Here is a 20,165-nt window from a genome sequence, read left to right on the forward strand (position 1 = left end):
GTGATCATGCCCTCTTCCGATTTGGACCCACAATGTCTTCACTGTCTGTAATGGAACCTGCGCGTTCGCTGGATTTTCGCAGCTCAGAGTGGCACCGTTATAGGTATGGCAGATACTGGCCTTAATGCGACAGCGGCAGCCCTATTGGGACTGCTACACGATGGACCGATGACCGGCGGCCAGCTCATGGCCGAAGCGGAGCGGCGCCTGGGTGCCTACTGGACGATGACTCGTTCCCAGGTGTACCGGGAGCTTCCCGTGCTCGCCGAGCGTGGATATCTGCGCCTCGGCAAGCCGGGGCCACGCTCCAGTCAGCCCTATTCGGTCACGGCGTCCGGCAAGCGAGCCTTCGGCAAGTGGCTCGCGGAACCGGCGGGGAAGGACCAGGTCAGGAACCCGGTCGTTCTGCGTACGGCGTTCAGCAGCCTCATGCCCAAGGGCGAGAAGAAGGACATGTACGAGGAGGCGGTGTCCTACCACACCAACTCTCTCGCGGAGGTCCGGGAACAGGCTAAGAACGCCAAGAAGGAGGGGGACGAGGCCGGCGCCACGGCGCTGGACTTCGCGGTCGGCTACCACAAGGCTGTGTTGGCCTGGCTGAAGACGGCAAAGTAGCTCAATCGCCCGGCAGGTCCTGGCCGGGCGCCTGAGTCTCCTCAGCCGCCGAAACACCCACAACCACCAGACGGGGACGGCGGGCTGGCCGAAAGGTCAGCCCGCGTACCCTGGGACGGTGACCACCACGCTCGAACTCGCCGAAGCCATCCGTGGACTCGATGCCACCCTGCACAACATCGAAGTCGTCCTCGACGTCGCCAAGCTCCGCAAGGACAAGGCGGACCTCGAGGCGGAGGCGTCAGCCCCCGACCTCTGGGACGACCAGACGAAGGCGCAGGCGGTGACGTCCCGGCTGAGCTACGTGAACATGGAGATCAACAGGGTCGAGGGCCTCCGGTCCCGGATCGACGACGCGGGCATCATGTTGGAGATGGCCGAGTCGGAGGACGATCCGGGGGTCCTCGAGGAAGTGGTCGAGGAGCTCGCGAAGCTCCGCAAGTCGATCGACGAGCTCGAGGTCCGCACCCTGCTCTCCGGCCCGTACGACGTCCGCGAGGCCCTGGTCTCGATCCGCTCCGGCGCGGGCGGCGTGGACGCGGCGGACTTCGCCGAGATGCTCATGCGGATGTACCTGCGGTGGGCCGAGCGGCACGGCTACCCGACAGAGGTCTACGACACCAGCTACGCCGAGGAGGCCGGGCTCAAGTCCGCCACCTTCGCCGTCAAGGTGCCCTACGCGTACGGCACGCTGTCCGTGGAGGCCGGAACCCACCGGTTGGTCCGGATCAGCCCGTTCGACAACCAGGGTCGCCGGCAGACCAGCTTCGCCGCCGTCGAGGTCGTGCCCGTGGTCGAGCAGACCGACGACATCGAGATCCCCGACGAGGAGATCCGGGTGGACGTCTACCGGGCCTCGGGCCCCGGTGGTCAGGGCGTCAACACCACCGACTCGGCCGTCCGGCTGACCCACATTCCGACGAACATCGTCGTGAGCTGCCAGAACGAGCGGTCCCAGCTGCAGAACAAGGCCACGGCGATGGTCGTCCTCAAGGCCAAGCTGCTCGCCCGCAAGCAGGCCGAGGAAGCCGCGAAGATCGACGCGCTGCGCGGGGACGTGGCCGGCTCGTGGGGCGATCAGATGCGCAACTACGTGCTCAATCCGTACCAGATGGTGAAGGATCTTCGCTCTGAATTCGAGACCGGGAACCCCTCGGCGGTGCTCGACGGGGAGATCGACGGGTTCATCGAGGCCGGAATCCGGTGGCGCAAACAGCGCGAGCGGGCCGCCGGGAAGTAGACGTTCCGTTGAAACGTGCCACCCGAGCGCAGGCGCGCGGGTGGACGTCTCAACTTCCTGACGTAGACTGCCCACCGTGATCCGGCTCGAGCACGTTACCAAGACGTACCCGAAGGCAAGCAGGCCCTCGATCGAGGACGCAACGGTCTCGATCGAGAAGGGCGAGTTCGTCTTCTTCATCGGCCCCACCGGCTCCGGCAAGTCCACGATCGTCAAGCTGATGCTGCGTGAGATCACCCCGACCAAGGGGAAGGTCTACGTCAACGGCAAGGACATCACGAGCATGCACAGCTGGAAGGTGGCGAACTTCCGCCGCTCGATCGGCTGCGTGTTCCAGGACTTCCGCCTGCTGCCGAACCGCACGGCCTTCGAGAACGTCGCGTTCGCCCTCGAGGTGATCGGGAAGACGAAGTCGGTGGCCCGGCGGGTGGTGCCGGAGGTGTTGGAGCTCGTGGGGCTCGGTGGCAAGGAGCACCGGTTCCCGCACGAGCTGTCCGGCGGTGAGCAGCAGCGCGTCGCGGTGGCCAGGGCCTTCGTGAACCGCCCGCTGATCCTGCTGGCCGACGAGCCCACGGGAAACCTCGACCCGGACACGTCCATCGAGATCATGCGGCTGCTCGACCGGATCAACCGGACCGGTACGACGATCGTGATGGTCACCCACGACTCGAACATCGTCAACCAGATGCGACGACGGGTGATCGAAGTCGACGGCGGACGCATCGTCCGTGACCAGGCTCGCGGCGTCTACGGCTAGGCGGAGGATCTGATGCGCGCCAAATACGTACTCGCCGAGGTCATGGTTGGCCTCTGGCGGAACGTGACGATGACCATCGCCATGATCATGACGATGGCGGTCTCGCTGTCCCTGCTCGGGGCGAGCCTTCTGATGTTCTGGCAGGTCCAGGACATGAAGGACTACTTCAACTACAAGGTCGAGGTCTCGATCTTCCTGGAGAAGGCCACCGCTGAACAGCGCGACGCCCTCCAGGAGGAGCTGCGGACCGACCCGCTGGTGAAGTCGGCCTACCACGAGAGCCAGGAAGAGGCGTACAAGAAGTTCAAGGAGCAGTTCAAGGACGCTCCCGAGCTGGTCAACGCCACCCAGATGGACGCGCTGCCCGAGTCGTTCCGGGTCAAGCTCCAGGATCCGACGAAGGTCGACGAGATCCGGGCGAAGTACAACGGCAAGCCGGGCGTCGGCCAGATCATCGACCAGAGACAGCTGCTGGACAAGATCTTCTCGATCCTCGGGTCGCTGCAGAAGCTCGCTCTGATCATCGCCATCGTGCAGGGCGTGGCGGCGTTGCTGCTGGTCGGGAACACGATCCAGGTCGCCGCGTACAGCAAGCGGCGCGAGGTCTCGATCATGCGCCTGGTGGGCGCGTCGAACTGGTTCATCCAGGCGCCGTTCGTCATGGAGGCGGCGTTCGCCGGCATCATCGGCGCTGTCCTGGCCTACATCGTGCTGGTCCTGGCCCGGTGGCTGCTGCTCGGCGGCGCGCTGAAACCGCTGATGAACGCCACGATCATCACCCCGATCCCGTGGGAGAACATCCACCTGATGCTCCCGCTGCTCGCGGTGGTCGCAGGCGTGATCAACGCGCTAGTCGGCTGGATCACGCTGCGGTTCTACATCAAGGTCTGACCTCGCGGTCGATCCTCGTTTCGAGGCGCTGTCCCGGCGTGTTTGTCCGGGATAGCGCCTCGATCCATGTCCATCTTGGTTAATCTGTCCCCACGCTACGAAATGGGGCGGATATGTACCGATGGACACTGCTTGCTGTGTTTCTATTGGCTCTCACCGTTCTGTCGGCTCCCGCGCACGCCGATCCCGAAGCCGACAAGCAGCGCGTCGACGCCCAGCTAGCCGAGACGAACTCGCTGCTGGAGGGCGCGACGGAGAAGGCCCGCGCCGCGGCGTTGTCCTACGCGACGGCCACCGCGGCCCTGCCCAACGCCACTGCCGCCGCCGCCACCGCCCGGGGGGTCGCCGCCGCCAGGTCCGCCGTCGCCGACCAGGCCCGGGCGGAGGCGGACAAGGCGCGCGGGGCGTTCGCGGTGGCCAGTGGCGAGTACACGGCGGCGGCCGGCCGGGTCGAGGAGGCCCGGGAGCTCAACGCCCGGTTCGCGGCCGGCGCGTACGAGGGGGCCGGCCTGATGCAGATGAACGTCGTCCTCGCCTCGAAGTCGCCGACCGACCTCGCCGACAAGCTGACCTACCTGGACCAGGTGTCCCAGCACCGCGCCCGGAGCCTGGAGGACTACACCGCGGCGCGGCTGGCGTCGAAGGTGCTCCAGAACCGGGCCGACACGGCACGGGAGACCGCGGAGGGCACCGAGCGGGTGGCCAACGCGGCGCTGGAGGCCGCCCGGCAGGCCGAGGCCGAGGCCGTCGCCCTGGTCGCCGCCACGGTCCGGCTCGCCGAGCAGCAGAAGCAGGCGCTCGCGGCGGCGGAGGTCGAGAAGACCGAGACCCTGGCCCGGTACGCGGAGCTGGAGGCCGAGAGCGCCCGGATCGGGGCGGCCCTCCGCGCGATCCCGGCCCAGGCCCCCGAGCAGCCGGTGCTGTCCGGCTACCACGGCGGCTACTTCCCGATGCCGGTGCACGGCGCGTACAAGTCCTCCGACTTCGGCAGTCGGTACGACCCGTACTACCACGTGTGGCAGCTGCACGCCGGGGTCGACCTGGCCGCCGACGGGGGCACCCCGATCTACGCCGTGGCTGACGGCCGGGTCGCTCAGGCCGGCTGGAACGGCGGCTACGGCAACTACACGTGCATCAACCACGGCCAGTACAACGGCGAGAGCATCGCCACCTGCTACGCCCACCAGTCGTCGATCGCCGTGGAGGCCGGCGACTACGTCCGGGCCGGCCAGATGATCGGCCGGATCGGGACCACGGGCGCGTCGACCGGCAACCACCTGCACTTCGAGGTCCGGCTGAACGGCACCCCGGTGCAGCCGCTGGACTTCCTGCCCGGCTGCCTCTGCTGATATCCGGTCGGCTCCCGGTCACCCAACGGCTACCATTGCTCGTCCGGGTCGCGCGGACCCGGCTCACGGCCGGACGCGCGCGCCGGTCCGGGGAGCCCCCGGGTCGGGGCGAATGGAGAGGTGGAGTTGTGCCGAGGGAGCAGGGCCGCAAGGTCGTCTCGACGAATCGCAAGGCCCGGCACGACTACACGATCATCGAGACGTTCGAAGCCGGGATGGCCCTGATGGGCACCGAGGTCAAGTCGCTGCGCCTGGGCCGTGCCTCGCTGGTCGACGCCTTCGCGCACTTCAACGGGCACGAGCTCTACCTGCACGGCCTGCACATCCCGGAGTATGTGATGGGCACGTGGACCAACCACACCCCCCGGCGGACCCGCAAGCTCCTCCTGCACAAGGCCGAGCTGCTCAAGCTGGAGCAGAAGAGCCGCGAGGGCGGCTTCACCATGGTGCCGCTGTCCCTGTTCTTCGAGAACGGCTGGTGCAAGCTCGAGCTGGCCCTGGCCAAGGGCAAGAAGTCCTACGACAAGCGCCAGGACATCGCCACCCGCGACGCCAACCGGGAGATCGCCCGCGTGATGGGCCGCAAGAACAAGGGCATGGACGATTAGGGCCTGTCTCGAGGATCTTCGCCGGCCTGCGGCGGGCCCAGAGCCCGACCTGCGGCGCCGATGATGGGTCCGAATACAACACCGGTATTCGGACCCATCATCGGCTTGCATCTCGACCTCTGGACTCCGCCTCGGCTCGACGAGACCCGCGAGACAGGCCCTCAATAGTAGGGATCGTGGTGCACCTGGCCGGGCGGGACGTCGAGTTCCGCCAGCCGGGTCAGCACCGCCCGGGTCATCTCCGGAGGTCCTGCCACGTAGATCTCGTGCCCGGCCAGGTCAGGGACCTGGTCGAGCAGCGCATCGGGTTCGCCGTCCACCACGGGCCGGATGTCGACGTGCCGGTGCCGGGCCGCGAGGTCGCCGAGCGCGTCCAGGTCGTAGAGGTCGTCGCGGTCCCGGCCGGCGAGCAGCAGCCGGATCACGGTGATCCCGGGCGTGCGGATCGCCTCCTGCAGCAGCGCCTTGATCGGTGCGAGCCCGGTGCCGCCGGCCACCAGCAGCAGCTTCGCGCGCGGATCCGCCGGCAGGGTCAGGTCGCCGAGCGGCGGGCCGAGGCGGAGGGTGTCGCCAACGGCCGTGCGGTGCACCAGCACCTCGCTCAGGCCGCCCGGTTCCAGCGCCCGGACGTGCAGCTCCAGCAGGTTGCCGGCCCCGGGCCGGGTGGCCAGGGAGTACGGCTTCCACAGCCGGGCCAGCCGCGAGGACTCGACCGTGGTGTACTGCCCCGCCGTGTACCGGTACGGCGCGGCCGGCCGGAGCCCGAGCACCGCGAGATCGGGCCGGCGCAGCTCGTGCGCGACGACCGTGGCGTACCAGTAGGGCGGCTCGTCGTCCGCGGAGTCCGCCGCCTCGGTCATCACCGTCATCGCGTACGTGTACAGCCGCAGCCACGCCGCCTCGGTCGCCGCGTCCCACCCGGTACCGGAGAAGTGCGCGAGCGCGGCGATCAGCGTCTCGCCGACCCCGGCGTAGTGCGCCGTCCGCACCCCGTACTTGCGATGGTCCCGGCCGAGCCGGGTCAGCCGGGGGCCGAGGATGTCCGGCCGGTCGCAGTCGGCGACGAGGCCGAGCAGGGCGGCCAGCAGCCGGTCGTGCTGGTCGGCCATGTCGGCGGGGAACAGCCCGCGCAGGTAGGGCCGGGTGGCGAACAGCCGGGTGTAGAACCAGGCGACGAGTTCGGCGGCGCGCGGCGCGACCCTGGCCACGCTGGCCTCCAGCAGCGCCCGTTGTCCGCTGTCGACGGCTCCGGCAAGCGTCCCTGCACCGGTCGCGGCCCCCGACGCGGCCCCTGACCGGGCCCTGGAACCGAAACCGGAACCGATCCCGGTCGCGAGCTGACCGGCGAGCCCCCGGCGCACGTGCACCGCGTTCCGCAGGACCAGCAGCTGGTCGTATTCCTCCATGCCCGCACCTCCCCGGGCCGGAACACTAGGGATCGCGCGCGCCGCAGGGCCAGCCGGAAACCGACACCGTGTCGACTGTCACGTGAATGTAAGCGTCCGGTCAGGACAAGACCGGCAAGTCCGTCGCTCGCACACCTGGCCGGCGGGACCTTGACGGGACCGTTAGGTTCCTTGCGTGGGTCGTCACATCCGCCACTCAGGGCGGTCCCGTCTGATGGGCGCGCTCGTCACCGCCACCGGTGTGCTCAGCGTGATCGCGCTCGTCTTCCTCGGCGTGCGCGCCGACCCCGCCCCCGGTGGCCTCGCGCCGACCGCGACCGCGAGTGCGGCTCCGGAGGCCAGCGACGTCGCGGAGCTCGGCACTCAGCCGGTCGGCGTGCTGAGCGCCAAGCCCAAGGCCTCGCCGACGCCCACGTCCCCGGTGGCGCCACCGTCCGCGAGCCCGTCCAGGACGCCGGAGCGGGTGACGGTGCTGGTCGCGGTCTACCGGGAGGAGACCAGGTGGACCGGCGGCTACTCCGGGACCGTGACGATCACGAACAGAGGTACGGCGACGATCGCGGGCTGGCGGCTGGTGCTCACCGTGCCGGCCGGTCACGACGTCTGGGACGTGTCGGGCGCGGTGGCGGACACCAGGGGCCGGACCGTGACACTGACCCCGGAATCGTGGACGTCGAAGATCAACGCGGGCAAGTCGGTGTCGGTCCGGTTGACCGTGCGGGGCGGGTCCGGCGCGCCGTCGGTAACCGAGGTGACAGCGGGTTGATCGCCGCGCTAGGCTGGTGGCACAACACCATAAGGGGATGACTGGTTTCGACTTCGTTCGTTGAGTCAGGGGAAGCGAGTCGAGATAGCCGACGTCAGCTCGTTAATCGTCGTCGGAAAACAATAAGCGCCAACAACATGCGCTCGAACTACGCTCTCGCTGCCTAAGCGTTAGCTAGTTCTGTCAGCCCGGGTTCGCCTTCGGCCCGGTTCCTGGCATCAGCTAGAAGGCTTACCAACCGAGCCCGGTGACGGGGCTCATGCGGGAAATCAAACAGTTACTGGGCCTGTCGTACCAACTCGCTCACGAGATTGGTAGGGCCAAGTAGGGACACAGTGAGCTGCACTCGGAGAAGCCCTGGTTATACGACGGAGGACCCGGGTTCGATTCCCGGCATCTCCACGAGACCGCTTCGGCGGCCTGAAAAAGCGCGGCGCGCACCCCTCTTAAGGGCTGCAGCCGCGCTTTTCGTGCTCTTGATCCCATATGCGTAGTTAAGTGTCAGACTTCGATGGATTCTGGACACTGGGCGATCGTTCCGTCACTCTTGGTGAATGCTTTCGTCGCGAGGAGGTGTGCGATGGCCGTAATCACACGTGATACGGGGGTGCTGGAGACTGCTCAGGCGCTGGAGGGGGCCGTCGTCGGCCGCGCGCCCGTCGAGCAGCTGCACCAGATTCTCAGCCACCTGCGCGTGACCCTGGCCGCGCACCCGGACTCCTCCGAGACCGGCCCGTACGCGGAGATCCTCACGGCCGCCCCGCACCTCACCCGCCGGGTCCGGGTGCTCGTCGGTGAGCACGACCGGCTCGCCCTCGCGATCGACGGCCTGTTCGAGCGGCTGGAGGCCGGCCCCGGGCGCCGGTTCGCCAAGGAGGTCGCCGAGCTGCTCCGGCTCCTGCGCGCGCACCAGCGGCGCGGCGCGCAACTGCTGCACGAGGCGTACACAGTAGATCTTGGTGGCGAGACCTAGCGTCGGGCATCCGCCCGAAGAGCCCGACATCCACCCATTGTTGGCGACTGTTACGGTCCACGAACGCCGTCGGCGAAACTGCCGGGGACGAAATAGGCTGGGACGATGAGAGTGCTCGTCGTCGACGACGACCCGACGGTCAGCGACGTCGTCCGCCGGTATCTGGAACGCGCCGGCATCGAGGTCACCCTGGCCCCCGACGGGTCCACCGGGCTCGCGGCGGCGAAGCGGATCCGCCCCGACCTGGTCGTCCTCGACCTGATGCTGCCCGGGATGGACGGCATCGAGGTGGCCCGCCGGCTCCGGCGCGACGGCGACGTGCCCATCGTGATGCTCACGGCCCTCGGTGAGGAGTCCGACCGGATCCTCGGCCTGACCACCGGCGCCGACGACTACGTGACCAAGCCGTTCTCGCCCCGTGAGCTGGTCCTGCGGGTCCAGTCGGTGCTCCGGCGGACCTCGCCCACCGAGGTGCTGCCCGAGACCCTCACCCACGACACGCTCGTGGTGGACGTGGCGGGGCGCGAGGCCCGGCTCGACGGCAAGGAGCTGCCGCTGACAGTGCGGGAGTTCGACCTGCTGGTGTTCCTGATGCGCAACCCCGGGCGGGCGTACCGGCGGTCGGAGCTGCTCGAGAGCGTGTGGGGCTGGACGTTCGGGGACCAGTCGACGGTGACGGTGCACGTCCGGCGGCTCCGGGAGAAGATCGAGTACGACGCGGCCGAGCCGGTCCTGATCCAGACCGTGTGGGGCGTCGGGTACCGCTGGGGGCCGGCCAATGGGTGACATCCTCGGGGTCATGGCGCTCGCGCTCGGCTGCTCGCTCGCCGTCGCGGTGCCGGGCGCGTACGTGCTCAGCAGGCTGCGCCGCCGGGCCATCGCCCTGCACGTCGGGGCGCTGGTCGGGGTGGCCGTCGCCGCCGTCGCCGTGGGGATCGTGGGCGCGGCGCTGGCCATGTTCATCAGTACCCACGACCTGACGGTGCTGCTCGTCGTCGTCGCCACGTCCGGGCTGGTCAGCGTGGGCGTGGCCCTGTGGCTCGGCCGGCGGTTCGCCGCCGACGCGATGTGGGCAGCCGAGGCGGAGAGCACCCGGCGCGAGCTCGTCGCGTGGGTCAGCCACGACCTGCGTACCCCGCTCGCCGGGCTGCGGGCCATGGCCGAGGCGTTGGAGGACGGGGTGGTGGACGATCCGGAGACGGTCGCGGAGTACCACTCTCGGATCCGGGTCGAGACCGACCGGATGACCGGCCTCGTCGACGACCTGTTCGAGCTGTCCCGGATCAACGCCGGAGCGCTCCGGCTGACCCTGGCCAGCGTGGCGCTCGGCGACGTGGTGTCCGACGCGCTCGCCGGGGCCGCGCCGATCGCCGGCGCGCGGCACGTCCGGCTCGTCGCGACCGACGGGGACTGGCCGGCCGTGCTCGGCAGCGAACCGGAACTGTCCCGGGTGGTGGGGAATCTGCTGGTCAACGCGATCCGGCACACGCCGGCCGACGGCTCGGTGACCGTGACCGGCGGGCGGGACGCCGAGGGGGCGTGGCTGGCGGTGACCGACTGCTGCGGCGGGATCCCGGTGGACGATCTGCCCCGGGTGTTCGACGTGGCGTTCCGGGGGGAGCCGGCCCGGACGCCGGCCGCGGCGGGGCCCGGGTTGGGGAGTTCGGCGGGGCTGGGGTTGGCGATCGTGCGGGGGCTGGTGGAGGCCCAGCACGGTCGGGTCGAGGTGGAGAACGTGTCCGGCGGGTGCCGGTTCGAGGTCCGCCTCGCCGCGTCCTGACGCCGCCCTCGTTCAGGCGCAGGAGTGCTCCGGAGGGAGCGCCGCCACGGTCCGCAGGACCAGGGACTTCATCCGTTCCGTGTTCTCCGCGAACACCCGGAACACCTCCTCCATCGTCACGGCCTCGCCCGCCACCACCCCCGCGTCGTGGTCGGTGACCAGCGCGATCGAGGTGTAGCACAGCCCCAGCTCCCGGGCCAGGATCGCCTCGGGCATGCCGGTCATGTTGATGATGGAGGCGCCCTGGGCCGCGTACCACTGGGACTCCGCGCGGGTGGAGAACCGGGGCCCCTCGATCACGACCATCGTGCCGCCGTCGACGATGTCCACCTCGGCGGAGTCGAGGACGGCTCTGCGGCCGGCCGGGCAGTACGGGTCGCCGAAGCTGGTGTGGTGCGCGCCCTCGTCGAAGAAGGTGCCCACTCGGCTTGTCGTGCGGTCGACCACCTGGTCGGGCAGGACGAACGTGCCCGGCCCGTGGTCCGGGCGCAGGCCGCCGACGGCGCACGGGGCGAGGATCTGGCGGACGCCCAGCTCGCGGAGGGCCCACAGGTTCGCCCGGTACGGGATCTTGTGCGGCGGGTACCGGTGATCCGTGCCGTGCCGGGGCAGGAACGCGACGGTCCGGCCGGCGACCTTCCCGACGACGATCGGGTCGGACGGCGTGCCGTAGGGGGTGTCGAGGTCGTGCGGCGCGCCCTCGCCCTCGATGAGGGAGTACAGGCCGGAGCCGCCGATGACGGCGATGTCTGCGATCACCGCCCCAATCTAGAGCAGTCGGCACGGGGCCCGAACTCCCCGTGCCGACTGCTGACCGCCCACGGCCATGGGCGGGTGACTCCGCTGGCGTACCCGTCTAGAAGGCCGCGATGACGGAACCCTGGTACTTGTCCTCGATGAACTTGCGCACCTCGGGCGAGTTGAGCAGCTTCGCGAGCTTCTGGATCTTCGGGTCGTTCTCCTTGCCGGCCTTGGCGACCAGCAGGTTCGCGTACGGGTTGTCCTTGCCCGACTCCAGCGCCAGCGCGTCCTTCGACGGCTTGAGCTTGGCCTCGATGGCGTAGTTGCCGTTGATCACCGCGAGGGACACGTCGTCGAGCGCGCGGGGCAGCTGGGCGGCTTCCAACGCCTTGAACCTGAGCTTCTTCGGGTTGGACGTGATGTCCTTCTCCGTGCTCGCGTCCGGCTTGACCTCGATCAGCCCGTTGGCGGCGAGCAGCTTGAGGGCCCGGCCGCCGTTCGTGTTGTCGCTGGGGATGGCCACCTCGGCGCCGTCGGGAAGATCCTTCAGAGCCTTGACCTTCTTCGAGTACGCGCCCAGCGGCTCGATGTGCACCGCGGTCACCGGGGTGAGCTTCACGCCCTTCTTGGCGGAGAAGTCGTCCAGGTACGGCTTGTGCTGGAAGAAGTTGGCGTCGATGTCGCCGGCGTCGAGGGCCACGTTCGGCTGGACGTAGTCGGTGAACTCCTTGACGGTGAGCTTCAGGCCCTCCTTGGGCGCGAGCTCCTTGGCGACGTAGTTCAGGATCTCCGCGTGCGGCACCGGGGAGGCGCCGACGACGAGCTCGTCCTTGGTGTCACCGGAGGAGCAAGCTGCGAGCCCGACGGTCGCGAGGGTGGCGGCGAGGATGCCGGTGATGATGCGACGGGACATTGCGTTCTCTCCTTGGTTGTTACTGGTGCTGACCGGTGAGGACCGGCAGCGGATCGCGGGCGGACCCGCGACGTCTCAGGGGCGCTCAGCGCCGGTCGAGGCGCTTGGCGAGCAGGTCGCCGCCCGACTGGATGCCCTGCACGAGGACGATGAGGACGGCCGCCGTGGCGAGCAGCACGTCGGTCCGGAACCGCTCGTGGCCCCACCGGATGGCCAGGTCGCCCAGGCCGCCGCCGCCGACGACGCCGGCCATGGCGGAGTACCCGACGATCGCCACGACCGTGACCGTGACGCCCCGGACGAGGCTGGGCAGCGCCTCCGGGAGCAGCACCTTGGTGACGAGGGTCCACGACCGCATGCCGAGCGAACGGCCGGCCTCGACCAGGCCCGGGTCGATCTCGCGGATCGAGTTCTCGACCAGCCGGGCGAAGAACGGGATCGCGCCGATCGACAGCGGCACCATCGCCGCCTCCGCGCCGATGCCCTTGCCGGTGACGGCGCGGGTGACCGGGTCGAGCAGGAGAAGCAGAATGATGAACGGCAGCGAACGGGTGGCGTTGCCGACCAGGCTGACCGGGGTGTACACGGGCTTGGGGGCGCGGGCGAGCAGGACACCCAGCGGGATGCCGCCGAGGACGGCGACGACGGAGGCCACCGAGACCATGTAGAGGGTTTCGAGGGTGGCGGGCCACAGCAGCTCGATCACGACAGGACCTCTCTGTTCCCGAATTCGGCCGTCGTCTCCGTCGACACGATCCGGCCGGCCTCGATCACCGACACCCGGTCGGCGACCTGGCGGATCACCTGATGCTCGTGCGTGATCAGCAGGATCGTGAGGTTGAGTTCGCGGTTCAGGTCGCGCAGCAGCCCGAGGATCGAGGTCGTGGTCTGCGGGTCGAGCGCGCTGGTCGCCTCGTCCGAGAGCAGCACGTGCGGCTCGGCGGCCAGGGCACGGGCGATCGCGACCCGCTGCCGCTGCCCGCCGGACAGCTGCGCCGGGTACGCGCCGGCCTTGTCGGCCAGGCCGACCCGGTCGAGCAGTTCGGCCACCCGCCGCCGCTGGTCACCCTTGGTCCGCCCGGCGAGCTCGAGAGGAAGGGCGACGTTCGCCGCGACGGTACGCCGCTGGAGCAGGTGGTACTGCTGGAAGATCATGCCGATCCGCCGCCGCGCCCTGGCCAGCTCGCGCTCGCCCAGCCCGGTGAGTTCCTGCCCGAAAACGGTGACCGTGCCCGAATCGGGGCGTTCGAGAACGTTCACGGTGCGTAACAGGGTCGACTTGCCGGCGCCGGAGCGGCCGAGGATGCCGTACACCTCGCCGGGCGCGACGTCGAGGTCCACGCCGTCGAGGGCGGCGTGCGAGCCGTACCTCTTGGTGATGTTCCTGATCTTGATCATGGGGTTTCCTGAAATGACGGACATCGAAGGACGAGACCTTCGGTCAGGCAGGGGAAGACACGCCTCAGCGGCGCGGGAGAATCACAGACAGTGCAGGCGGGGCGCGACTAGAGTCGGCAGCTACACATTCGACAGGCGCGCGGCGTCATCACACCGACGACCATACGGTCGAGGTGCGGCAGAGCGCGCTGGGCTGTCATAGCCACGAGTCTAGGCAGCCGAACCGGACTCATGTAACTCATCGTGAGCGGCCTCACGAAAGCCGGCGGGGCGTGCCACCGCCTGAGGCATGGCGGCGCGCCCTCCTGGCGCAGGCGTCCTGTGGCCGGTGGCCCCGGCCTCCGAAGAGGAGTTCGCCGGCCCTCAGGTAAGCATCTTGTGCGGGATGTCGCCGACCCAGCCGCGCGCCGCGGGGCGCTCGAGGAGCAGGCCCGGCGGCCACGCGGACCGCACCCGTCCCCGCAATTCCCGACGGCACACCGAATCGGGCCGCCCCGCCCTCCCTCGAGCCCCATTCGCGGGAGCGGCGGGCGTCGATGTCAGGCCCCGGGGGTGACACATCTCGGCCCCGTTTTCTGTCGCAGAATCTCCGAAGACCCTCTCCCGTTTGGCCGGCTCGAACGCTAGGTTCGCTGTATGCGGCACGAACCGGACATGACCGGAGGGATGGCGGTGGAGTTGCTGGCTGGCCGGCTGCTCGTCGCGTCCCCGATGCTGCGCGACCCGAACTTCGAGCGCACCGTCGTCCTCCTCGTGAGCCACGACGAGACCGGCGCGCTCGGCGTCGTCCTGAACCGGGCCACCGAGGTCCGCGTCCTGGAGGTCCTGCCGGCCTGGGGCCGCCTCGCCGGCGAGCCGGGCGTCCTCTTCGAGGGCGGCCCCGTCCAGCCCGAGGCCGCCATCTGCCTGGCCCGCACCCGCCCCGACGCCAAGGAACTCCCCGGCTTCCTGCCCATCCACGCCGGCGTCGGCACCGTCGACCTGTCCGGCGACCCCGACGGCCTCGGCGAGCAACTCCTGGGCCTGCGCGTCTTCGCCGGGTACGCGGGCTGGGGCGCCGGCCAGGTCGAGAGCGAGATCGCCGAGGGCTCCTGGTTCGTGTACGACGCGCTCCCCGGGGACCCGTTCATGCCCCGGCCGGATGACCTGTGGGGGATGGTGCTGCGCCGGCAGGGCGGGCTGACGGCGGCTCTGGCGCAGTACCCGGCGGATCCGACGTTGAACTGAGGTTTTGTCCTGATGTGGGGTGGGGGTCGCCCCGAATTCGCGCGCGGGTGGGTGGCTGTGTAATATTGCCCAGGCGAACGCGGGAGCGGACGTGGCAAGGGGCTGTGGCGCAGCTGGTAGCGCACCACACTGGCAGTGTGGGGGTCAGGGGTTCGAGTCCCCTCAGCTCCACCCTTTGAGCAGGTAAAACGTCGTGATCACATCGATTGTGATCACGACGTTTTTGCTTGGGAACACCATGGGGACACGGCACCCTTGGAATCAGGGCAAACCACCCCTGTTTCACCTCTGAAACACCCTCGCCAGCCCGTGTGATCCCTGACACACAGCGTCCAATCTGGTGTGTCTCCGGTCACAGTGCTGCCCAAGCGAGAGGGGGCGGATGTGGCTCCCGTCACAGAGAAGGCGGAGGGTGTCCGTCGCCTCGGGGGGTGGCTGGACCGAGCGTTTATAGGCGGGCGGCGTTTGTTGGCGGACGTATTGGAGGAGGCCGCACGGCCGCATTCCGCGCTTTCGAGCCTCCTTGTACGGGAGCCGCGCCTTGCTGTTCTCTGCGTGTTCCCATCCCCATTTCGAGAACACAGACCAACGTGCGGATTCACTCTTGGAGGAGTCTCAAAGGGACACGTTGGCGCTCAGAATTTCGACGGAGTGTGACTGACCGGCGAGGGGCCACGAGGTGTTCACGGGCCAACGTCGGGCGGATGCGCATCCAGTGCCGGTAGATCAGACCAAGAGTTAGGTCAAGGCGGCGCTCAGCCCACCCCGACAGCACCGGATCCCGTCGGGCTGATGGAGGCAGGTGGCCGCCGGCCACTGCCGCGCACAGTTCCACGACCAGGTCTAGGCGGACTTCGACGTCGTGGCGAGTGCCCGCATCGGGTACGGGATGCCCGATGAGGCGTTCGGTGCCGGCCTCTGCGACCAACTCCCACAGCACCCCTCGCCCAGCGGGGTGTGGAAGGCGAATCATGCCCGCGGGTGGGGCCGGGACGGCTCCGATGGTGAAGATCGGCGCGCCCGGCAGAACGATGCTCTGTCGCCGGGTGGCCGCGAGGTGTTCGGCACGGTGAATGGCCGCGATTGTGGGCGGGGTGGTGTGGGCGAGGGTGGCGGTAACACCGGGGATCCGGGCCAGACTCCAAGCCAGTCCGATCCTGGTGTCCGGGTCGGTGCTGGCGGGCGTTGTCCACCAGCGACCGGCAGCGCGAGCAGTTCCGGCTACTAGCTGGTCGTCGTTGACCAGGGCCAGCACCGCCGGGCAGGCTGGCAGATTCGGTTGCAGGCTAAGCAACGTCACTGCGTCCTGCCCGGCGTCGGTGCCGTCACCATTGTCTCCCGAGTGGGGCGGCATGTTCGGTCATCCGCTTGTCCCGCAGAACTCCGTGACGGGCTGGCTGAGGGCGTGGAGTTGGGCGAGGCGTTGGTGGATCGCATGGTCGGCGTCCACGCCACGGTCGAGGGTGCCGCCGTTGGCGTCGTGCCAGTGCAGGACGGGGCCGATGTCGGCGTGGTAGATGCCAAATCCGCCGAGTAGGCCCGGATGTGTTCGGGCCGTGATGGGGACGATCCTAATCCGGGCGCGGCCGGTGTCGTGCAGGCGCAGTAGGTGCTGGCGTTGGATTTCGTCGGCGCGGTAGACGGTTGTCTCGTCGGCGAGCACGTCCAGGCGCAGGCCCCGCTTGGCGGCTTGGTGTTGGCGGTAGGCGAGCAGGTCCCACCAGCGGTCGGGGTCGGTGTGGGTGCTGGTGGCGGTGGCGTATTCGCGGGCCTGCACCAGTTCAGGGAGGAGCCCGAGAGCCCATACCGTGATGCGCGTCGCGGTGGTCTCGGCGGTGATGACGTCGCGGTGGACGGAGCGGAGCGAAGCGTACACGTCGCTCCACGGGTCGGCGTGGCGGTCGGCGGCGTCGATGAGGTCGAGGAGTTCGCGGCGGTCAGGGTCGGGCACGCCGAGCACGCGGGCGAGGACGTCGGTGTCCGCCCACGTCAGGCGCGTGTGGCCGTTTTCGATCCGATCTTGTTTGGAGGTCGACCAGCGGCAGCGTGTCGCCGTCTGTGCCTGCGTGAGTCCGGCGGCCTCGCGGGCGGCGCGCAGCCGGGTCCTGACCTTCCACCGCAGGGCGCCGCCGTCGAGGTCGGCGAGGGCGCTTGTGGGTGTGGTGGTGGGCTGGCTGGTCACGGGGCGGGCTGGGGCTGGTGCAGGCATGGGGTGTCGGCTTCCAGGCGCAGGAGGTTCTTGTGCCGTTCATCGACGGTGGCGGTTGCGGTGGTTCCGCCTTCCATGTAGGCGGTCAGGCGGGGCAGACCGGCGTTGAGTGCGGAGAGGTCGACGTGCAGGCCCTGGCGGCTCCAGTAGTCGGCGAGGTCGGGGAGTAGAGATTCGGCTTGGGCGTCTTCTGTCACCTGTACGAGGGCGGCGAACACGCTGATCCAGGTGGAGCCGTCCTGGTGTCCGCAGACCGTGGGCTCGGTGACTTGCGGGTCGGGCAGGTCGCGGTGCAGGTGGTTGCGGGTCGTGGATTCGAGCAGGTCACGGCCCAGGTCGGTGGCCTGTTGCAGGTCGCGGGCGGTTCGGTTGCGAAACGGTCCGTCGGCGGCGGCCTTGAGCTTGTCGGCTTCTCTGCGCTCGTTCAGGCCGCGCGGGCGGGGTCCGAACGCTGCTTGGAGTTGTTCGGGTGTCCATGCTCCGTCGAATTTGCGGCCGGCGCTGTCCGTCACGTGCACGGCCAGCCAGTCCATCGGGGTCTGCACGGTCCGCCACGCGATCTTGGCGATCTGTCGGCCGTACCGGTTGTTGGCCCGTGGCTCATCGAGGGGTGCGGCGGTGGCGGCCTGGATCGTGACCGTGAAGTCCGCGGCGGTGTGCACCGTCAGCGCGGTCAGGTGGGCGGTCTCCCACGGCGAGTTCGTCGGGACCGCTGACGGCCGGGGGCGCGGGGCGGCCACCGTCTTGCCGGCGCGGGCCGGTCTCGGGGTGTTCGAAGGCCGGGCGGCGGCGAGGACACCGCCGACCAGAGCGACGACCAGCACGACGGCCGTGCCCAGTATCCAGGCACGCCGTCGCCGACCTGGCACCCAGCGGGGCAGGCGGGGCAGGCGCAGGCGGCGGAAGGCGTTCATGACGGGGTGGTCCCTTCGAAGAGGCAGCGGCAGGGGTCGCCGGGGTGGGAGTACTGCGTGCGCGGGTCAGCGCGGTGATCGGGTGCTAGCGGTCGCCGTGCGGGAGCTTGCTGGCGGGGACGGCGGAGGAGCGGCCGGTGGTGTGGCGGCGCAGCAGCGCGTCCACGACCCGGGCGTGCCGGTCGTGAACGGCGCCGAGGAGGTGCACGCCGGTGCCGGTGCCGTGCAGGTCGTCCAGGACCGCGTCCAGCCACCGCGGATCCCGATCGTCGGCCACAGGCGCGGGCCGGTGCCGCAGCGCGCCAGTCCCGTCGACGGCTGCGACCTCGCCGCCCTGCCACCGGTACGCGACGCCGGTCGCCGCCGTCACCGTCCACCGCCCGGCGGGACCGGTCAGGCCCCGAGTGCCCGCCGGTACCGCCCCGGCCCGTACCGTCACCGCGACGCCATCGGCGACGGTCGACAGCACCGGCACCCGGTACAGCGAGCGACCGGCGTGCGGGGCGTGCGGGCTCAGGTTGTCGGCCAGCACCGCCGTGATCTGCACTCCGGCAAGGTCGGCGGCGCGCACAAGCAGGGCGGCGGCCGTGTCGAGATCGTAGGGGCTCGGCGCGTCGGCGAGGGTGTAGAGCAGGTCGGCCTGCACTGCCCACGGCAGCCGGCGCTCCGGTGTGTCGCAGGCGACGGCGGCGCGCAGCACCTCCAGGCCCGGATCCGCGCGCCGGGCGGGCACCACGACCCGCCGGCCGTTCTTGCGGGCCAGGTCGAGGAAGCCGGGAACCTGGCTGGCCCGGTGGGCGATCGGGAGGTCTGCGATGACGTGCGCTCCGGCGCGGAGACCGTCGCGGATCACCTCCGGGGTGCTCATCGCCTCTAGGACCAGCAGCACGTCCGGCGCGAGCCGCAGCGCGGCGCGGTGGTGCAGCGTCACCAGCTCGGCGAGGTGCGCGGGGACGGCCGGTTCATGGCGGTCGGAGGGGCCGGTGACCGCGACGATCCGGTACGCGGGGTCCGGGTCCAGGCGGACGAGCCACTGTGAGAGGTGTCGGCCGCCGCCGACGATCGCCACCGTGGTCACTGCGACTCCGCTGGTGCGGATTGCAGCAGCAGGATGCCACCGGCGCGAGTCAGCTCGACCGCTGCCTCCACGGTGCGAGCCACCGAGTCAGCCAGCCGATACTTGTACCCCTCTAAGAACGCCGCCCGCAGGTCGCGCCGGTCCTCCCAGACCCCGACAGCCAGCGGCAGCAGGCTTAAGGCGGGGTAGCGGGCCGACAAGCCGCGCAGCCCGATCAACGACACGTGCGACCCGTTCCACATCCAGTGTTCGGGGAGGAAGTGGCCGTGCCCAAGGACGACCTGCGGCCCGCTCCAATGCTCCAGTCGCTCGATCATGGCGGCGAACTGCTCGGCCTGCTCGACCGTCACGACCGCGTCGCGGCGCCACTGCCGCAGCCGTGCCCGCGCCGCCGCGGCCGGCAGCATCGCCCCCTCCAAACCAGTGAGGTGCACGGAGGCGTGCAGGGTGGCCAGGGTCTGCCCGGCCGCGCGGTGGGCGGCGGTCTCCTCCTGCCCGGTCAGCTCGCACTCCGACACCGGCCTGCCCGGTACCGCCGATAGGAGCAGCGTTCGCTCAACGTGCGCGGTGCGCAGCACCGCCGGCACCAGGCCCCCGAGCGCCGTCAGTTGCCGCTCCCACGCCCGGTAAGCCGTGGCCTCGCGTAGAAACGTCGTGTCCTCCCGGTGGCGCTTAACGATGAGGGGCCCGTCCGCGCTGTCGACGCGCAGCACCCAGCCGGTGACCGAGGCGGTCACCTCCCCGGGCTGCGCGTCGGGCCGGTGCTGGCGTGCCAGGTCCAGCATCTGGTCGAGATACGGGCACGGGACGCCGGCGGCGGGGTTGTCAGGGAGGGCGGTCACGCGCTGGTCCTTCCGGCGGCCGACGGGGCGGTGCCCGCCGGGCCGCTGTGGTGTTCGGGGGTGGTGGGCCGGCTGGTCGGCGTCTGACCTGGGGAGGATTCAGGAACGACGAGCCGACCAGCCGGGGTTGTGGGGCGCGATGCGTGCCGCGCTGGGGTGCCGCAGTGCAGGAGTGCGCGTGTGGCGGCAATGCGGGCGGCGTGCCCGTAGTTGTCGCTCACCGGGCGGGCGGGAGGGTGCGCAGGAACACCGCGCCGCAGACGATGAGTCCGATCGCCACAGCGGCGTAGTTCTCGGTGCGGTCGAGCAGGGTCGACAGGCCGGGGTCGATCAGCAGAACGGCGGGCACGCCGACGACCATGCCCAGCAGCACTGCGCCGGAGGCGATGTTGACGGCGACGCGGGCAGCGGTGCGCCGCCACGAGGAGCGTGGAGGAAGCAGGGGGTGGGCAGACATG

General features: G+C 69.9%; 21 protein-coding genes, 1 tRNA gene and 1 other RNA gene. 13 read left to right on the top strand and 10 right to left on the bottom strand.

All coding sequences use genetic code 11. The annotated features are described in order from the left end of the window. Nucleotides 1-105: 105 nt before the first annotated feature. From IW245_RS32680 to smpB, 6 genes are all read left to right on the top strand, one after another. Nucleotides 106-615: a PadR family transcriptional regulator gene (locus tag IW245_RS32680; protein ID WP_197006965.1), complete on the top strand. Its 510-nt coding sequence runs from the start codon at nucleotides 106-108 to the stop codon at nucleotides 613-615. Between the two features lie 118 nt (nucleotides 616-733). Next, entirely contained in the window at nucleotides 734-1,855 is a 1,122-nt protein-coding gene (prfB, locus tag IW245_RS32685) for a peptide chain release factor 2 (protein ID WP_197006966.1), read from the top strand. A 76-nt stretch (nucleotides 1,856-1,931) separates the two neighbouring features. After that, nucleotides 1,932-2,612, top strand: a complete 681-nt coding sequence (ftsE, locus tag IW245_RS32690; protein WP_197006967.1) for a cell division ATP-binding protein FtsE — start codon at nucleotides 1,932-1,934, stop codon at nucleotides 2,610-2,612. Between the two features lie 12 nt (nucleotides 2,613-2,624). Next, entirely contained in the window at nucleotides 2,625-3,503 is an 879-nt protein-coding gene (gene ftsX / locus IW245_RS32695; RefSeq protein WP_197006968.1) for a permease-like cell division protein FtsX, read from the top strand. Between the two features lie 137 nt (nucleotides 3,504-3,640). Next, nucleotides 3,641-4,852 carry a M23 family metallopeptidase gene (locus IW245_RS32700; protein ID WP_233472700.1) on the top strand — a complete coding sequence of 404 codons (1,212 nt, stop codon included), beginning with the start codon at nucleotides 3,641-3,643 and terminating at the stop codon, nucleotides 4,850-4,852. 128 nt (nucleotides 4,853-4,980) lie between these two features. Beyond that, nucleotides 4,981-5,460 carry an SsrA-binding protein SmpB gene (gene smpB / locus IW245_RS32705; protein WP_197006969.1) on the top strand — a complete coding sequence of 160 codons (480 nt, stop codon included), beginning with the start codon at nucleotides 4,981-4,983 and terminating at the stop codon, nucleotides 5,458-5,460. A gap of 161 nt (nucleotides 5,461-5,621) precedes the next feature. Here smpB and IW245_RS32710 read toward each other — a convergent pair whose 3' ends face one another. Further along, on the bottom strand, nucleotides 5,622-6,866 hold the full coding sequence (locus IW245_RS32710; RefSeq protein WP_197006970.1) for a globin domain-containing protein: 1,245 nt from the start codon (nucleotides 6,864-6,866) through the stop codon (nucleotides 5,622-5,624). A 175-nt stretch (nucleotides 6,867-7,041) separates the two neighbouring features. On the opposite strand from IW245_RS32710, the gene IW245_RS32715 reads away from it, so the two are divergent. From IW245_RS32715 to IW245_RS32735, 5 genes are all read left to right on the top strand, one after another. After that, complete coding sequence (locus IW245_RS32715; protein ID WP_197006971.1) at nucleotides 7,042-7,632, top strand: cellulose binding domain-containing protein; 591 nt, start codon at nucleotides 7,042-7,044, stop codon at nucleotides 7,630-7,632. 33 nt (nucleotides 7,633-7,665) lie between these two features. Further along, nucleotides 7,666-8,037, top strand: a transfer-messenger RNA (tmRNA) gene (gene ssrA, locus IW245_RS32720). A 202-nt stretch (nucleotides 8,038-8,239) separates the two neighbouring features. Then, nucleotides 8,240-8,605 carry a hemerythrin domain-containing protein gene (locus tag IW245_RS32725; protein ID WP_197006972.1) on the top strand — a complete coding sequence of 122 codons (366 nt, stop codon included), beginning with the start codon at nucleotides 8,240-8,242 and terminating at the stop codon, nucleotides 8,603-8,605. A gap of 105 nt (nucleotides 8,606-8,710) precedes the next feature. Further along, the gene (locus IW245_RS32730) at nucleotides 8,711-9,391 is read left to right on the top strand and encodes a response regulator transcription factor (protein WP_197006973.1); all 681 of its coding nucleotides are present in this window, start codon (nucleotides 8,711-8,713) and stop codon (nucleotides 9,389-9,391) included. Next, complete coding sequence (locus IW245_RS32735) at nucleotides 9,384-10,385, top strand: sensor histidine kinase (protein ID WP_197006974.1); 1,002 nt, start codon at nucleotides 9,384-9,386, stop codon at nucleotides 10,383-10,385. The genes IW245_RS32730 and IW245_RS32735 overlap by 8 nt, the downstream gene beginning before the upstream one ends. Before the next feature lie 12 nt (nucleotides 10,386-10,397). Here IW245_RS32735 and IW245_RS32740 read toward each other — a convergent pair whose 3' ends face one another. The 4 genes from IW245_RS32740 to IW245_RS32755 all read right to left on the bottom strand — a co-directional run bounded on the left by IW245_RS32740 (nucleotide 10,398) and on the right by IW245_RS32755 (nucleotide 13,437). Beyond that, nucleotides 10,398-11,144, bottom strand: coding sequence for an S-methyl-5'-thioadenosine phosphorylase (locus IW245_RS32740; RefSeq protein WP_197006975.1), 747 nt, complete (start codon nucleotides 11,142-11,144; stop codon nucleotides 10,398-10,400). Nucleotides 11,145-11,241: 97 nt separating this feature from the next. Next, the gene (locus tag IW245_RS32745; protein WP_197006976.1) at nucleotides 11,242-12,039 is read right to left on the bottom strand and encodes a MetQ/NlpA family ABC transporter substrate-binding protein; all 798 of its coding nucleotides are present in this window, start codon (nucleotides 12,037-12,039) and stop codon (nucleotides 11,242-11,244) included. Nucleotides 12,040-12,124: 85 nt separating this feature from the next. Continuing rightward, complete coding sequence (locus tag IW245_RS32750; RefSeq protein ID WP_233472698.1) at nucleotides 12,125-12,745, bottom strand: methionine ABC transporter permease; 621 nt, start codon at nucleotides 12,743-12,745, stop codon at nucleotides 12,125-12,127. Continuing rightward, nucleotides 12,742-13,437: a methionine ABC transporter ATP-binding protein gene (locus IW245_RS32755; protein WP_197006977.1), complete on the bottom strand. Its 696-nt coding sequence runs from the start codon at nucleotides 13,435-13,437 to the stop codon at nucleotides 12,742-12,744. Before IW245_RS32755 ends, IW245_RS32750 begins: the two co-directional genes overlap by 4 nt. Before the next feature lie 636 nt (nucleotides 13,438-14,073). Here IW245_RS32755 and IW245_RS32760 point away from each other — a divergent pair. Both IW245_RS32760 and IW245_RS32765 read left to right on the top strand, forming a co-directional pair. Beyond that, nucleotides 14,074-14,664: a YqgE/AlgH family protein gene (locus tag IW245_RS32760; RefSeq protein ID WP_197006978.1), complete on the top strand. Its 591-nt coding sequence runs from the start codon at nucleotides 14,074-14,076 to the stop codon at nucleotides 14,662-14,664. A 98-nt stretch (nucleotides 14,665-14,762) separates the two neighbouring features. Beyond that, nucleotides 14,763-14,835: transfer RNA gene (locus IW245_RS32765), tRNA-Ala, on the top strand. A 1,189-nt stretch (nucleotides 14,836-16,024) separates the two neighbouring features. Here the strand turns inward: IW245_RS32765 and IW245_RS32770 are convergent. From IW245_RS32770 to IW245_RS32790, 5 genes are all read right to left on the bottom strand, one after another. Then, nucleotides 16,025-16,873, bottom strand: coding sequence for a Scr1 family TA system antitoxin-like transcriptional regulator (locus IW245_RS32770; protein WP_197006979.1), 849 nt, complete (start codon nucleotides 16,871-16,873; stop codon nucleotides 16,025-16,027). After that, nucleotides 16,843-17,787, bottom strand: a complete 945-nt coding sequence (locus tag IW245_RS32775) for a hypothetical protein (RefSeq protein ID WP_197006980.1) — start codon at nucleotides 17,785-17,787, stop codon at nucleotides 16,843-16,845. The genes IW245_RS32770 and IW245_RS32775 overlap by 31 nt, the downstream gene beginning before the upstream one ends. Nucleotides 17,788-17,872: 85 nt before the next feature. Next, nucleotides 17,873-18,865 (bottom strand): Gfo/Idh/MocA family oxidoreductase, encoded by a 993-nt coding sequence (locus tag IW245_RS32780; RefSeq protein WP_197006981.1) that lies wholly within the window; start codon nucleotides 18,863-18,865, stop codon nucleotides 17,873-17,875. Further along, nucleotides 18,862-19,707 carry a phosphotransferase gene (locus tag IW245_RS32785; RefSeq protein ID WP_197006982.1) on the bottom strand — a complete coding sequence of 282 codons (846 nt, stop codon included), beginning with the start codon at nucleotides 19,705-19,707 and terminating at the stop codon, nucleotides 18,862-18,864. Before IW245_RS32785 ends, IW245_RS32780 begins: the two co-directional genes overlap by 4 nt. Before the next feature lie 217 nt (nucleotides 19,708-19,924). Then, nucleotides 19,925-20,164, bottom strand: a complete 240-nt coding sequence (locus IW245_RS32790) for a hypothetical protein (protein ID WP_197006983.1) — start codon at nucleotides 20,162-20,164, stop codon at nucleotides 19,925-19,927. Between the last annotated feature and the right edge of the window lies 1 nt (nucleotide 20,165).

Origin of the sequence: Longispora fulva (assembly GCF_015751905.1) — a bacterium.
Taxonomy (GTDB): domain Bacteria; phylum Actinomycetota; class Actinomycetes; order Mycobacteriales; family Micromonosporaceae; genus Longispora; species Longispora fulva.